The organism is Streptomyces sp. ActVer (genome assembly GCF_027270795.1).
GTDB lineage: Bacteria > Actinomycetota > Actinomycetes > Streptomycetales > Streptomycetaceae > Streptomyces > Streptomyces umbrinus_A.
Window position 1 is genome coordinate 1 of the sequence record NZ_JAPWHT010000288.1, and the last position, 13236, is coordinate 13236.

The following is a 13236-nucleotide window of genomic DNA, read 5'->3' on the forward strand; positions in this document are numbered from 1 at the left end:
CCTCGCCTCCGCCGCCGCCCTCCTCGACGCGGCCGCCCACGCCATCCGCCACGGCGAGCCCGTCGCCGCCCCACCCGCGGCCCTCGCCACCTTCCGCACCCCGGACACCGGCAGCATTCTCACCGGGGCCCCCTACCGAGCGATGACCCGCCTCAACACCCTCCTCCAGGACGTGGTGGAAACGGCGGGCGGCGCCCCACAGGAGGACACCCCGCAGGAAGGCGCCCCGTCAGGGGCGCGGGGAACTGCACGCTCGGCCCACAACCACGGCCGGTCGACGCCGGGCCGAGCCCTCATCCACCCAGGGGCGCGGGGAACTGCGCGACCAGCCCCCACGACCCGCGGCCGACCCACGACCCGCAGCCGCCCCACCTTCCTCGCCCTGATCCCCAAAGCCCTCAAGGCCATGCGCAGCGAACTCCACCGGGGTTCCCCCATCACCCGCCACGCCACCCGCGTGTCCGCGGTGGCCGCCACCGGCTACATCCTCGGCACCTGGCTCCCCCTCGGCCACGGCTACTGGGCCCCGCTGACCTCGGTCATGATCATGCGCCCGGACTTCTCCCAGACCTACAGCCGGGCCGTGGCCCGTCTGGCCGGCACGGTCATCGGCGTGGCCGTGGCCACGGGCGTGGTACAGGCGGCGACCCCCGGCACGCTCCAGTCCGGCACACTCGCCGTGGCGAGCGCCGCCCTCATGTACCTCCTCATGCGCACGGGCCAGTTCGCGACCCAGGCCTGCATCGCCGCCTACGTCGTGTTCCTGCTCGGCATGGGCGGCGAGGAGTGGACCCAGACCGTGCCCGAACGCGTCCTGCTCACCCTCATGGGCGGACTCCTCGCGATGCTGGCGTACGCCGTCTACCCGGCCTGGGAGACCCCGCGGCTGCGCACCCGCCTCGCGGACTGGCTGGCCGCGCAGGGCCCGTACGTGGCAGCCGTCTTCGGCTCGTACGCGGACCCGTCCGTGAGCAACGCCCCGGACGTCCGCGGGGCCCTGCTCACCGCCCGTACCGCCCGCGCGGCCTGGCACGCGGCGGTGGCCCGTGCCACCGCCGAACCGGTCCGGCACCGAGGCCTCTCCCGCACCGCGGCCGACGACGCCGAGGACGCGCTCGCCCAGCTGGGCCGCGTGGCCATGCTCCTGGAGGCCCACCTCCCGGAACGCGGCGCGACCCCCGTGCCGCCCGCCGCCCGCTTCGCCGACGCCCTGCGCGAGTCCACCCACAAGGGAGCGAAGTCCATCCGCGAGCGCCGGGTCCCCACCTGGGACGCGGTACGCGAGGCCCTGGACGCCTGGGAGGCGGAGGACACCGACAAGGTCGTACGCAACACCGCGACCCTCGTCCTCGACACCCTCACCGAGCTCTCCGAGGCCCTCGACACGGCCGTACCGCCCATGACGCTCGACGGAACGGCCCCCGAAAAGCCGGACGGGCCGCGAAACCCGAAGGATTCCGCGACCCGCTGACGTGAACCGGCGTGACGCGCGCCGTCCGCCGGTGGGAGGTGCGCCGGCCGTGACGCGCGCCGGGCCCGATGTGGGACCGGGCGGCGTGACGTGAACCGGGGCCTCAGGACCCCAGACTCGCCGTGGGCAGCCCGGACGGGAGTTTCCCGCCCTCCGCCTTCGTATACGTCTCCTCGCCGAAGCCCTCCCACGTGACCTTCAGGGTCGTGGAGCCGACCGAGTCGACCATGCCCTCGGCCCTGTCCTTGTTCCCGTCGGAGCACTTGAGCTTGATCATGCGCATGCCCGAGGTCTCACCGGCGGTGCCGCTGCACACGGACCCGCCCGTCGAGAACAGCCCGGCCTCCTCGCCGGTGACCACCAGCGCCACGGCCTTGCCGCCCTTGGTGGCCAGCCAGCTGCCCTCCAGCGCACCGACCTTGCCCGCGCTTCCGCCGGAGCCGCCCGTACCGCCGCCGGTGTCGGCCGACGCGGTCGGTGCCGAGCCGGTGGAGGAGGGGGAGTCGTCGCCCCCGCCACCGTCGTCGCTGCTGCAACCGGTCAGGACGAGCGCGGCAGCCAGCCCCGCCGCCGCGGCCGCGATCCGCGCCTGCCCGCGCGAGATGGTCGCCGAAGTCACTGAAGCCCCCAAGGGTCTGGCCGGACGAGTCGCCGGTACCCGCCGGGTACCGCCGGTGGCGCCGATGCAACCGGGAACGACCGCCAGCAAGCTACCAGGAGAACTTCGAACGTGAGCCACCCCTTCTGTACGGGGACGGCCCGCGTCGTGGACACGGCCGGCCGCGTGGAGCGCTTCGAGCGCCGGAGCCGGCGCCCCGCCCCAATCCGCTGGGCACGGCGAAGATCACGTACGTCGACTACAAGGACACGGATCTGCTGCGGAAGTTCATCTCCGACCGGGGCAAGATCCGCAGCCGGCGGGACACGACCCCGTTTCGGAACACAAAGGGGCCGGTACGCGTCTCTTGTCCATGCGGGGGCAGGCGTTGGAACGGTTCGGCCCGCGAGACCGTCAAAACGTGTAACCGTAGGACCACCCCCCGTGCACGTGCATCTGCTCATGCAACTGCATGTGAAAGAGCAGCTATGATCCGGGCAGTTGACCAACGCTGCATCACTGGCAACAGACGCCAATGCACCACCGGGGAGCGACCTGTGGACCACGACGTGTACAACGGCATGGCTGCCACGGAGCTGCGCGGAGCGGCCTGGCAGAAGAGCATGCACAGCAACTCGCAGGGCTCCTGCGTGGAGTTCGCCCGGCTGCCGGGCGGCGAGGTGGCGGTGCGCAACTCGCGCTTCCCCGACGGCCCCGCCCTCATCTACACGCCTGCCGAGATCGAGGCCATGCTCCTGGGCATCAAGGACGGCGAGTTCGACCACCTGATCGCGGGCTGACGGCGGCCAGGCAGGTCGGCCGGTCCGGGCGGACAGCCGGCCGGTACGGGCAACTCGCCCTATTCAGGGATGTTCACGGACCGTAGGCGGTCGGTAACGCGCGTAGAACCGCGGCGCGAAAAAGCGCCGCGGTTCCTCATGCGGAAGGGCCCAGCCGGAACAGCGCCCAGACGACCTTGCCGTTGAGCGTGCCGGCCAGCGGGTGCCAGCCCCAGCCGTCGGCGAACGAGTCGACCAGGAACAGCCCGCGGCCCGACTCCGCCGAGAAGTCCTCGGAGTCGCCCGCGACCGGGCTGTCGTGACTGGGGTCGCGCACCGCGCACACGAGTCTCTCGGTCCACCGCATCAGATGCAGCCGCACGGGCGCGTCGTGGTCACCGGGGCGCGGAGTGTCCGCGGGCAGGGCGTGCCGCAGCGCGTTGGTGACGAGTTCCGATACCACCAGACAGACGTCGTCGAAGCGGTTGCCGATGTCCCACTGGTCCAGCGTGCGGCGGGTGAACTGCCGCGCGTCGCGCACCGCTTCGTAGCGGGGCGGCAGGGCGCAGGAGGCGGCGTTGGACACGGACGCGGGGTCCAGTGGCGGAAGCCCCTGCCGTAACGGCTCGAGCATGGTCGATCCATTCGTCCCCATGCGAGGCACTCCCGGGGTTCGCGGTCGTTGCGATGCAGCGGTGGCGCGAGACCATCGTTCCGAATGCGTTCGGCAGATGCAAGGGCAGATGCACGTGCACGTGCCCGAATTGGACCTTCCCATACCGCTTCTTGGTCATTTTTTCCGCGACCTTCTTGCCGCTTTTTTGTGTCTGGCTTGTCTTCTCCTTGCCGATTCCTGTGTGTCCCCGCTGAAACCTTGCCGTTTCTGTAATCGAACGAGTACTGCTTGGAGTGTTTTAGTGGCAGACTGCGGCCCTTGAAGACGGGTTGGGGAGGCGGACGAACGTGAGCGCGCAGGAGTCGGGATCGGTGGTACGGCGCATGCTGCTCGGCTCGCACCTGAGGAGGCTGCGGGAGTCGCGCGGCATCACCAGGGAAAAGGCCGGCTACTCGATCCGCGCCTCCGAATCGAAGATCAGCCGTATGGAGTTGGGCCGGGTGAGCTTCAAGACGAGAGACGTCGAGGATCTGCTGACGCTCTACGGGATCGCCGACGAGGCGGAGCGCACCTCCCTGCTCTCCCTCGCCAAGGAGGCCAACGTCGCGGGCTGGTGGCACAGTTACTCGGACGTCCTGCCCAGCTGGTTCCCGACGTACGTCGGTCTGGAGGGCGCCGCGTCCCTGATCCGCAGTTACGAGGTCCAGTTCGTGCACGGTCTGCTGCAGACCGAGGCCTACGCGCACGCGGTCGTGGCGCGGGGCATGAAGGGCGCGAGCGAGGCGGACATCGAGCGGCGCGTGGCGCTGCGCCTGGAGCGGCAGAAGTACCTGGTGTCGGAGAGCGCCCCGGACTTCCACGTCGTACTCGACGAGGCCGCGCTGCGACGCCCTTACGGCGACCGGGAGGTGATGCGGGGTCAGCTCCAGCACCTCATCGACATCTCCCAGCGTCCCAACGTGCGGCTGCAGATCATGCCGTTCAGCTTCGGCGGGCACGCGGGCGAGAGCGGGGCCTTCACGGTGCTCAGCTTCCCCGAGTCCGACCTGTCCGACGTCGTGTACCTGGAGCAGCTCACCAGCGCGCTGTATCTGGACAAGCGCGAGGACGTCACCCAGTACGAGAAGGCGATGAAGGAACTCCAGCAGGACAGCCCCGGTCCCGACGAGAGCCGTGACTTGCTCAGGGGTCTGCTGCAACTCTCCTGAAGTCCCTCTCCAACTCCCTTGAGACACCAGTACGATGACGTGTGATCAGACCGTGAAGATGATCGATCGGGTGTCTGCTGCGGCAGCAAGGGATTGAGGGATCACATGTCGTCCTACTTCACCGACCTGGCTCAGCAGTACATCGACGGCGAGTGGCGTCCCGGTACCGGCTCCTGGGACATCATCGACTTCAACCCGTACGACGGTGAGAAGCTCGCGTCGATCACGATAGCCACGGTCGACGAGGTGGATCAGGCCTACCGGGCCGCCGCCCGCGCCCAGAAGGAATGGGCCGCGACCAACCCGTACGCGCGTCGTGCCGTGTTCGAGAAGGCCCTGCGGATCATCGAGGAGCGCGAGCAGGAGATCGCCGAGGTGATCATCGCGGAGCTCGGCGGCACGCGTCTGAAGGCCGGCTTCGAACTGCACCTCGCCAAGGAGTTCCTGCGCGAGTCGGTCAACCTGGCGCTGCGGCCCGAGGGCAGGATCATCCCCTCGCCGGTCGACGGCAAGGAGAACCGCCTCTACCTCGTCCCCGTCGGCGTCGTCGGTGTGATCAGCCCCTTCAACTTCCCGTTCCTGCTGTCGCTGAAGTCCGTCGCTCCCGCCCTGGCCCTCGGCAACGGCGTGGTCCTCAAGCCGCATCAGAACACCCCGATCGTGGGCGGTTCCCTGGTCGCGAAGATCTTCGAGGACGCGGGCCTGCCGGCCGGTCTGCTCAACGTCGTGATCACCGACATCGCGGAGATCGGCGACGCCTTCATCGAGCACCCCGTCCCGAAGGTGATCTCCTTCACCGGCTCCGACAAGGTCGGCCGCCACGTCGCCACGGTCTGCGCCGCGAACTTCAAGCGCTCCGTCCTCGAACTCGGCGGCAACAGCGCGCTGGTGGTCCTGGACGACGCGGACATCGACTACGCCGTGGACGCCGCGGTCTTCAGCCGGTACGTGCACCAGGGCCAGGTCTGCATGGCCGCGAACCGTGTCCTCGTGGACCGCTCGATCGAGGCCGAGTTCACCGAGAAGTTCGTCGCCAAGGTGAAGACGCTCAAGGTCGGCGACCCGACCGACCCGCAGACCGTCATCGGCCCCCTCATCAACTCCTCGCAGGCGGACTCCGTTTCGGGCGTCGTGACGCAGGCGATCGCCGAAGGCGCCACCGCACTCGTGCACGGCAGCGTCACCGACAACCTCGTCGAGCCGTCCGTGCTGACCGGCCTGCCCGCCGACTCGGACATCCTCCGCCAGGAGATCTTCGGCCCAGTGGCGCTCCTCGTCCCGTTCGACGGCGAGGAGGAGGCCGTGCGGATCGTCAACGACACCCCGTACGGGCTGAGCGGCGCCGTGCACACCTCCGACGTCGAGCGCGGTGTCTCCTTCGCCAAGCAGATCGACACAGGCATGTTCCACGTGAACGACGGCACCGTGCACGACGAGCCGCTGGTCGACTTCGGCGGCGAGAAGTCCTCGGGCGTCGGCCGGCTGAACGGTGAGTCGACGGTCGGCGCCTTCACCACCCAGAAGTGGATCTCGGTACAGCACGGGCGCAGCTTCTTCCCGTTCTGACCTGCCAACTCCCTTACGGGGCGCCCCTGCCGGCTTCGGCGAGGGCGCCCCGTCCCGCGTTTCGGTGCGCACGGCCCGCCTCAGCGGCGGCTGAGCAGGTAGGCGTCCGGCCCGTACGCGGCGGCGATGTCCTGCGCCGGGATGCCGAGCATCGTGGAGAACGCCGTCACGACCGGCAGATGGGCAGCTCCGGGTTCGTCACCGGTGAGGAGGTCCCCGACCGCGTCGCGGAGCGCGGGGCTGAGGCGAAGCTGGTCGACGGCCATCCTCGCCGTCTGCGCGGTGCCAGGCTCCTGACGGCTCAGCAGTCGGTAGAGCGCCATCGCCACCCGCCCGGTCGCCGCTCCCGCTCCCGCGTGCTCCCGGGCGTACGCCTCGGCGGAGCCGTGCGCGGCGAGGCTCAGGGCGTCCTGGATGCCGAGGGTCGTGCCGGCCGCGAGGATCGGGTGGATGTGCCCGACCGCGTCGCCGACCAGCGCGAGCCGGCCCTGTCCGTAGTGCACGCGGGGGCGAAATCCGGTCGCGGACCACGTCAGCCGGCCCGCCGCCAGGGCATCGGCCAGTGGCCGCCGCAGCACCTCCGGCATCAGCGGCACGAAATGACGGTGCAGATACGCGTGCAGCGCGGGCGGTCGCGGATGGGTCGGGGGTACGTCGAGGACCACTCGGATCGCGTCCGGAGCGATGGAGTAGATCGCCACACCGTGCCCGGGCACCTCGCTCGCGACCTGGAACGACTCGTAGACCGGCAGCCCGGGGCCTTCGAGCACGACACCGGCCGAGTGCGACACGACGGTCTGCGGGGTGTGCCCGAACAGCGCGCGGCGGACCCCGGAGGAGCGGCCGTCCGCCGCCACCACGAGATCGGCGCGCAGCCGCGTCTCCTGCCCGTCGCGGGTCAGCCGGACCGTGCCGTCCGGTGTGGCCGCGGTGACGCGGGCGCAGGTGAGCACCTCCACCCCGGGCCGTTTCACGACACTGTCCCGCAGCGCGTCCACCAGCTCCGCGTGGGGCATGGACACGGCCCGCATGCCCCGCCGGTACGGCACCACGACCGGCTCGTGCCCCTCGTCGGCCAGGTGCATGCTGACGCCCGTACCCCGGACGTGGCCGCCCTCCGGAAGCGCGAGACCCCAGCGCAGCAGCACATCGGCAGCGGTCGGATGCAGCCATTCCACGGCGAACGGCGAGGCGGGCCCCCGCTCCATGCGCTCGACCACCACGACCCGGGCACCGCGGTCGGCCAACGCGTGCGCGGCGGCGCAGCCGACCGGGCCCGCCCCCACGACGATCGCGTCCACGGAATCGCTCATGCCTGGCTCACATCCCGGGCTGGCGCCCTGTGTTGACGGTGCGTCACTGTTCGTGACCGATCGCCTACGGAACCTAACCCATGTCCGTTCTCCGCCCCGGCGGCGTACCACGATCGGGCGAGAAGGTCGCCGAGCCCGCGCGGCGCGTCGACGGGACCGGTAGGAAGGGGGCACCGTCGGGTGGCGCACCAGGCCGTTCCGAGGGCCGTGCAGGGTCGTTGAGAGAGTGCCGCACCGGGCCGGTCCGTGGGCCGTTCCGGGGCCGACGGCGACCGCTTTTCCGACCTATCGCCAGGCGTGACGTACGACGTGACGGCTGTGAAAGAAGGGCTCCTTGTCCCCCGTTCTCCGTCAGCCCGCCGCCCCCGGCCCTGCCTCCGACCCCGACATCGCCGCCGCCTACGCGTCCTGCCGACGGCTGGTGAGGTCCTCCCGCTCCGTCGAGTACTCCGTCATGCAGCTGATGCCGGTCGCGCTGCGCCCCGCGTGCTGGGCCATGTACGCGGCCGCCGTGACGACCGACTCCCTCGTCGACGACGAGGAGGGCAGCCCGGCCGAGCGCGCCGCGAGACTGCGGGCCTGGGTGGACGCCCTGCGCGCGGAGCTCGCGGAGACGGGGTCCTCAGTCGTAGGACCGTCGGCCGGGGGGCCCTCACGCGCGGGGCGTTCCCACAGGCCCGGGGGTGATGGCCCGGACCGTGGGGATCCGGTCCGCCGCGCGCTCGCGGACACCATCCGAACGTGGCAACTCGACGTCGAGACGTTGACGCCCGTCTTCACCGCGCTGCGTGAGGACGCCTCGGGCCGCCGCCCGGGGACCTGGCGCGAGTGGAGCCTGCGCACCCAGGCGGAGAACACCCCGTGGGCGATGTGGTGCCTGACTCTCCTGACCCGGGCGGGAGTTCCCACCACGGTCCGCCAGGAGCACCTGGAGGCCATGCCCGCCTTCCTCGACGGCCTCTACCTCACCGACACCCTCACCGATCTGGCGTCCGACCTCGGCCGCGGCATCCTGACGCTCCCGGAGGAGGCCCTCGCGGCCCACGGGGTCTCCGAGGCCGACCTCCTCGCCCGCCGCTGGACACCGCCCGTCGAGGCACTGATCGCCGGCCTGACGGAACGGGCCGACGACTGGCTGGAACAGCCCGCGCTGCAGCGGGGCGTGCACCCGGGGATGGCCGTCCTGCTCCGCACCTCCACCGACCTCTTCCAGGCCCGCGTCCGCACCGCCCGCCGGCTCGGCCCGGCGCTGCTGCACCGCACCGCCGAACTGTCCCCGGCCGTACGGCTGCGGCTGCTCGCCCCCGCCCACGTCCGTGCCGTACGAGCCTGGCGCCGGGCCGCACTCGTGCAGCCGGCCGAGCCCGTGGTGGCCCTGCCCGAGCCCAGGCGCGAGGCCGACCCGGCGTTCCTTCCGCCGGTTCCGCCCCGACCCCACCCGAGCGGAGAGTGCGCGCCGGACATCCCCGCGGAGCGGCTTCCCCGGCACGTGGGCGTCATCATGGACGGCAACGGCCGCTGGGCCGCCCAGCAGGGACTGCCCCGCAGCGAGGGACACCGCGTCGGCTCGGACGCCACCCGTGACGTCGTCCACGGGGCGCTGGAGCTCGGTCTGAGCCATCTGACGCTCTACGCGTTCTCCACCGAGAACTGGCGGCGCGACGCGAGCGAGGTGGCCCTGCTGTTCCGCACCATGCACGACACCCTGCGCGACTCGGACCTGCGCTCCCTCGACGTCCGCCTGCGCTGGGCGGGGAGTCCCGAGGGGCTCCCGGTCGACCTGGTCGACGCGCTCCGGCAGAGCGCGCGCGACAGTCGTCACCGGACCGGGCTGACGCTCACGCTGTGCGTCAACTACGGGGGCCGCGCCGAACTCGTCCAGGCCGCGGCGGGACTGGCCCGCGCGGCCGCGGCGGGCGAGCTGGACCCGGACCACATCGACGAACGCCTCCTCGCCGCCCATCTGCCGCACCCCCACCTCCCGGAGGTCGACCTGCTGTGGCGCACCGGCGGTGAACACCGGATCTCCAACTTCCTCCCGTGGCACCTCAGTTACAGCGAACTCCACTTCACCGACACACTGTGGCCCGAGGTCGACCGCCGCGACCTGTGGCGGGCGGTCAGCACATACACACAGCGCAGGCGACGGCACGGGGCCGCGCCGGTCGTGGAAAACACGCGCGTCTGAAGCCCCGGATTCCGGCCCGGAGTTTCTGGCTTTCCCGGCCTTCATTGAGGACAGAAGCTGACCGCAAGGGTCCGTAACTTGGTTGATGTCAGCAGGGCAAGAGGACTCGATGAGAGGCGGCCACCCATGGTCATGCACGTGCACGCGGAGGCCCACGGCGACGAGCGCGGGGCGCTGCTCGCTTTCCTGGACGAGCAGCGCGGGGGCATCCGCCGTACATTGCTCGGGCTGACCGACGAGCAGGCCGCGACCCGGCCGAGCGCCAGCGAACTCTCGCTCTCCGGGCTGCTCAAGCACGTCGCCGAGACCGAGCAGGGCTGGCTGTCGCGGGCCCGGCAGGTGGCGCCCGACATCCAGCGCTCCGAGGAGAACTGGGGCGACAGCTTCCGGCTCGTCGGTGACGAGACCGTCGAGTCGATGCTCGCCCACTGGGACAAGATCGCCCGGCAGACCGAGGACTTCATCAAGGCCGTGCCCAGCCTGAACGACACCTTCCCGCTGCCCGACGAGCCCTGGTTCCCGGACGACGAAGCCGTGTCCATGCGCTGGGTGATGCTGCGCCTGATCGCGGAGATGGCCCGGCACGCCGGCCACGCCGACGTCATCCGAGAGTCCCTGGACGGGAAGACCGCCTTCGAACTGGTCGCGCAGCAGCAGGGAGCCTCCTGGGGGTGAGGCGCCACCCGGCACCGGGGAGGCGGGCCATACGCTGGCTCCATGTCAGCGATCCGTCTCCTCGTGCTCGGCGCCGTGCGCCAGCACGGCCGGGCCCACGGCTACCAGGTGCGCAACGACCTGGAGTACTGGGGCGCGCACGAGTGGTCCAACGCCAAGCCGGGCTCGATCTACCACGCGCTCAAGCAGATGGCGAAGCAGGAACTGCTCGTCGCCCACGAGATCGCGCCCTCCACGGCCGGCGGCCCGCCGCGCACGGAGTACGAGATCACGGAGGCGGGCACCGAGGAGTACCTCACGCTGCTGCGCCACTACCTCACCGCGTACGACCAGAAGCCGGACGTGCTCACCGCCGCGCTCGGATTCATGGTCGACCTGGACCGCGAGGAGGTCCTCGAACTGCTCGAGGAGCGAGTGCGCGCCATCGAGGAGTGGCGCAAGGGCGTCACCGAGTACTACACGCCCGAGGAAGGCCCCGAACAGCTGGGCCACATCGGCGAGATCATGAACTTCTGGGTCACCTCCGCGGACACCGGCGCCCAGTGGACCCGAGGCCTGATCGAGCGGATCAGGGGCGGCGCGTACGTCTTCTCCGGCGAGGGGGATCCGTTCGTGGGGGTGCTGGCGGACGACGAGGAGAACCCGTACGCGACGGGGGAGTCCCATCCGGGGGACGCGCGCTGAGCGTGAGGGTGCGTGTGCGAGGGGCGCGCGTTCGGCGGGTTCGGAGAATCTTCACTAATCAAGTTTGACTAAGCGCCCGGACGGGCATACGGCTCACCGGCGTACTAGTAGTCAAGTTTGATTACCCTGAAGTGAAGGGAGCCCGATGACCGACGTGATCGTCGTCGAGGGCGTACGGAAGAGGTACGGAGACAAGCACGCGCTGGACGGGCTCGACCTGAGCGTCGGGCGCGGCACTGTGCACGGAGTGCTCGGGCCGAACGGCGCGGGCAAGACGACCCTGGTCCGCATCCTGGCCACCCTGCTGCGGCCCGACGAGGGCCGCGTCGAGGTGGCGGGGCGCGACGTGAGGACCGACGCGCACGAGGTGCGCTTCCGCATCGGACTGCTCGGCCAGCACGCGGCGCTCGACGAGGAGCTCGGCGGACGGCAGAACCTGGAGATGTTCGGCCGCCTCTACCACCTGGGCGCCCGCCGCGCGCGCGTGCGGGCCGACGAGCTCCTGGAGCGGTTCGGCCTGGCGGACACGTGCCGCAAGGCGGTCAAGCAGTTCAGCGGCGGCATGCGGCGCCGCCTGGACCTCGCGGCCTCGCTCATCACCGAACCGGAGGTGCTCTTCCTGGACGAGCCGACGACGGGCCTCGACCCGCGCGGCCGCGCGGAGGTGTGGGGCGCGGTGCGCTCCCTGGTCGGCGGTGGCACGACCGTGCTGCTCACCACGCAGTACCTGGAGGAGGCGGACCAGCTCGCCGACCGCATCTCGGTCGTCGACCGGGGCCAGGTCATCGCGGACGGCACGGCGGACGAGCTGAAGGCGAAGACGGGCGGCGACCGGATCGACGTCGTCCTGCACGACGCGGGCCAACTGGGCGCCGCCGTGGCCCTGTTGCCGTTCGACAAGGCCACCCTCTCCGTGGACGCCGACCGGCGCCTGCTCAGCGCCCCGGTCACCGAGCGCATGACGGCCCTCGCCGGGGCCGTACGCGCCCTGGAGGAGGCCGGGATAGAGGCCGAGGACATCGCGCTGCGCCGGCCGACCCTGGACGAGGTCTTCCTGCACCTGACCGGCAAGACCGAGGAGGCCGCGTGAGTACGTCGTTGAGCTGGGCCGTCACCGACTCCTGGACCATGACCCGGCGCGAACTCGCCCACTGGGTACGGCAGCCCGTGCAGGTCTTCGTGGGGCTGGCGTTCCCCGTGATGCTGCTGCTGATGTTCGGCTATCTGATGGGCGGCGGCAGCGGCATCTCGGGCGACTACCGGGAGTACCTGGTACCGGGCATGTTCGCGCTGACCATGGCCTTCGGCCTGGACGCCACCATGGTCGCGGTCACCCAGGACCTCAACAAGGGGGTGATCGACCGGTTCCGGTCGATGCCCATGGCCGTCGGCGCCGTGCTCGTGGGCCGTTCGGCCGCGGACATGCTGCAGTCGGCCCTCTCGCTGGTGGTCCTCGTCGGCGTCGGGCTCGCGGTCGGCTGGACCTGGCACGGCTCGTTCGCGGCCTTCCTGGGCGCGCTCGGCCTGCTGCTCCTGCTGCGGTTCGCGATGCTGTGGATGGGCATCCACCTGGCCATGGTGGCGGGCAAGCCGGAGCTGGTGGTCACCGTGCAGATCCTGGTCTGGCCGGTGAGTTTCCTGTCCAACGCCTTCGCCATCCCCGAGTCCATGCCGGGCTGGCTGGGGGCGACCGTCGAGTGGAACCCCATGTCCGCGACGGCCACGGCGGTACGTGACCTGTTCGGCAACGAAGGCGGCGCGGTGAGCACCTCGTGGGCGGCGGAACACGCCCAACTGCTTGCGGTGCTCTGGCCACTGGCCCTGATCGCGGTGTTCTTCCCGCTGGCGGTACGGAGGTTCGGGGCGCTGAGCAAGTAAGGGCTCCGGGCGGGGGCCGGTACGGGCGGCCGGCCCGCGCTGAAGTCGCCGGGACGAAGTGGGAACCCGATCGCGGCGAGCGGTGTACCAGAAGCAGACGCTGCGCGAGGAGCGCGCCGGTGCATCGGTTCGTCGCTGATCGGGGGATTCCATGGGGTGGTTGGGGCTGAGGAGGAGGGCCGCTGCGGTTCTGGCCGCGGTGCTCGGGGTGTCGGTGCTGCTGGGGGCGTGCGCCGGGGCGGAGCCGGGAGGGGGTGGTG

12 protein-coding genes and 2 pseudogenes are annotated in these 13236 nt (G+C 71.0%); 11 read left to right on the forward strand and 3 right to left on the reverse strand.

The window, feature by feature from the left end; translation table 11 throughout:
* Positions 1-1471 (forward strand): FUSC family protein (locus tag O3Q52_RS35140; RefSeq protein WP_269652686.1); only part of this gene is annotated, 1471 nt, incomplete at its 5' end.
* 103 nt (positions 1472-1574) lie between these two features.
* On the opposite strand, the gene O3Q52_RS35145 is transcribed toward O3Q52_RS35140, so the two are convergent.
* Positions 1575-2090, reverse strand: a complete 516-nt coding sequence (locus O3Q52_RS35145) for a hypothetical protein (RefSeq protein WP_269652687.1) — start codon at positions 2088-2090, stop codon at positions 1575-1577.
* Between the two features lie 105 nt (positions 2091-2195).
* Between O3Q52_RS35145 and O3Q52_RS35150 the strand changes: the two are divergent.
* The 3 genes and pseudogenes from O3Q52_RS35150 to O3Q52_RS35155 form a co-directional block, all read left to right on the forward strand.
* A pseudogene (locus tag O3Q52_RS35150) lies at positions 2196-2276 on the forward strand (50S ribosomal protein L31); the annotation flags it as partial.
* A gap of 38 nt (positions 2277-2314) precedes the next feature.
* Positions 2315-2386 (forward strand): annotated as a pseudogene (locus O3Q52_RS54460) (30S ribosomal protein S18); the annotation flags it as partial.
* A gap of 264 nt (positions 2387-2650) precedes the next feature.
* A complete protein-coding gene (locus tag O3Q52_RS35155) occupies positions 2651-2869 on the forward strand; it encodes a DUF397 domain-containing protein (protein WP_055610780.1) in 219 nt (72 codons plus the stop codon).
* Between the two features lie 136 nt (positions 2870-3005).
* On the opposite strand, the gene O3Q52_RS35160 is transcribed toward O3Q52_RS35155, so the two are convergent.
* Positions 3006-3482, reverse strand: coding sequence for an ATP-binding protein (locus O3Q52_RS35160; protein WP_143640373.1), 477 nt, complete (start codon positions 3480-3482; stop codon positions 3006-3008).
* Positions 3483-3847: 365 nt separating this feature from the next.
* On the opposite strand from O3Q52_RS35160, the gene O3Q52_RS35165 reads away from it, so the two are divergent.
* On the forward strand, positions 3848-4672 hold the full coding sequence (locus tag O3Q52_RS35165) for a helix-turn-helix transcriptional regulator (protein ID WP_269652694.1): 825 nt from the start codon (positions 3848-3850) through the stop codon (positions 4670-4672).
* A 105-nt stretch (positions 4673-4777) separates the two neighbouring features.
* Positions 4778-6238 carry an aldehyde dehydrogenase family protein gene (locus O3Q52_RS35170; protein ID WP_269652688.1) on the forward strand — a complete coding sequence of 487 codons (1461 nt, stop codon included), beginning with the start codon at positions 4778-4780 and terminating at the stop codon, positions 6236-6238.
* A gap of 80 nt (positions 6239-6318) precedes the next feature.
* On the opposite strand, the gene O3Q52_RS35175 is transcribed toward O3Q52_RS35170, so the two are convergent.
* On the reverse strand, positions 6319-7551 hold the full coding sequence (locus tag O3Q52_RS35175) for an NAD(P)/FAD-dependent oxidoreductase (protein ID WP_269652689.1): 1233 nt from the start codon (positions 7549-7551) through the stop codon (positions 6319-6321).
* Between the two features lie 334 nt (positions 7552-7885).
* On the opposite strand from O3Q52_RS35175, the gene uppS reads away from it, so the two are divergent.
* The 5 genes from uppS (at position 7886) to O3Q52_RS35200 (ending at position 12976) form a co-directional block, all read left to right on the forward strand.
* Positions 7886-9739 carry a polyprenyl diphosphate synthase gene (uppS, locus tag O3Q52_RS35180; protein ID WP_269652690.1) on the forward strand — a complete coding sequence of 618 codons (1854 nt, stop codon included), beginning with the start codon at positions 7886-7888 and terminating at the stop codon, positions 9737-9739.
* 126 nt (positions 9740-9865) lie between these two features.
* Positions 9866-10414, forward strand: a complete 549-nt coding sequence (locus O3Q52_RS35185) for a DinB family protein (RefSeq protein WP_269652691.1) — start codon at positions 9866-9868, stop codon at positions 10412-10414.
* A 42-nt stretch (positions 10415-10456) separates the two neighbouring features.
* Positions 10457-11098, forward strand: a complete 642-nt coding sequence (locus O3Q52_RS35190; RefSeq protein ID WP_269652692.1) for a PadR family transcriptional regulator — start codon at positions 10457-10459, stop codon at positions 11096-11098.
* A 145-nt stretch (positions 11099-11243) separates the two neighbouring features.
* Positions 11244-12188: an ATP-binding cassette domain-containing protein gene (locus O3Q52_RS35195; RefSeq protein ID WP_269652693.1), complete on the forward strand. Its 945-nt coding sequence runs from the start codon at positions 11244-11246 to the stop codon at positions 12186-12188.
* Between the two features lie 38 nt (positions 12189-12226).
* Positions 12227-12976 carry an ABC transporter permease gene (locus O3Q52_RS35200; protein ID WP_269652695.1) on the forward strand — a complete coding sequence of 250 codons (750 nt, stop codon included), beginning with the start codon at positions 12227-12229 and terminating at the stop codon, positions 12974-12976.
* Positions 12977-13236: the final 260 nt, after the last annotated feature.

Excerpts from the sequence above, each read along its gene's own strand:
- O3Q52_RS35155 (WP_055610780.1), top strand. The coding sequence starts at position 2,651 with ATGGCTGCCACGGAGCTGCGCGGAGCGGCCTGGCAGAAGAGCATGCAC.
- O3Q52_RS35160 (WP_143640373.1), bottom strand. The coding sequence starts at position 3,482 with ATGCTCGAGCCGTTACGGCAGGGGCTTCCGCCACTGGACCCCGCGTCC.
- O3Q52_RS35165 (WP_269652694.1), top strand. The coding sequence starts at position 3,848 with ATGCTGCTCGGCTCGCACCTGAGGAGGCTGCGGGAGTCGCGCGGCATC.
- O3Q52_RS35170 (WP_269652688.1), top strand. The coding sequence starts at position 4,778 with ATGTCGTCCTACTTCACCGACCTGGCTCAGCAGTACATCGACGGCGAG.
- O3Q52_RS35175 (WP_269652689.1), bottom strand. The coding sequence starts at position 7,551 with ATGAGCGATTCCGTGGACGCGATCGTCGTGGGGGCGGGCCCGGTCGGC.
- O3Q52_RS35185 (WP_269652691.1), top strand. The coding sequence starts at position 9,866 with ATGGTCATGCACGTGCACGCGGAGGCCCACGGCGACGAGCGCGGGGCG.
- O3Q52_RS35190 (WP_269652692.1), top strand. The coding sequence starts at position 10,457 with ATGTCAGCGATCCGTCTCCTCGTGCTCGGCGCCGTGCGCCAGCACGGC.
- O3Q52_RS35195 (WP_269652693.1), top strand. The coding sequence starts at position 11,244 with ATGACCGACGTGATCGTCGTCGAGGGCGTACGGAAGAGGTACGGAGAC.
- O3Q52_RS35200 (WP_269652695.1), top strand. The coding sequence starts at position 12,227 with ATGACCCGGCGCGAACTCGCCCACTGGGTACGGCAGCCCGTGCAGGTC.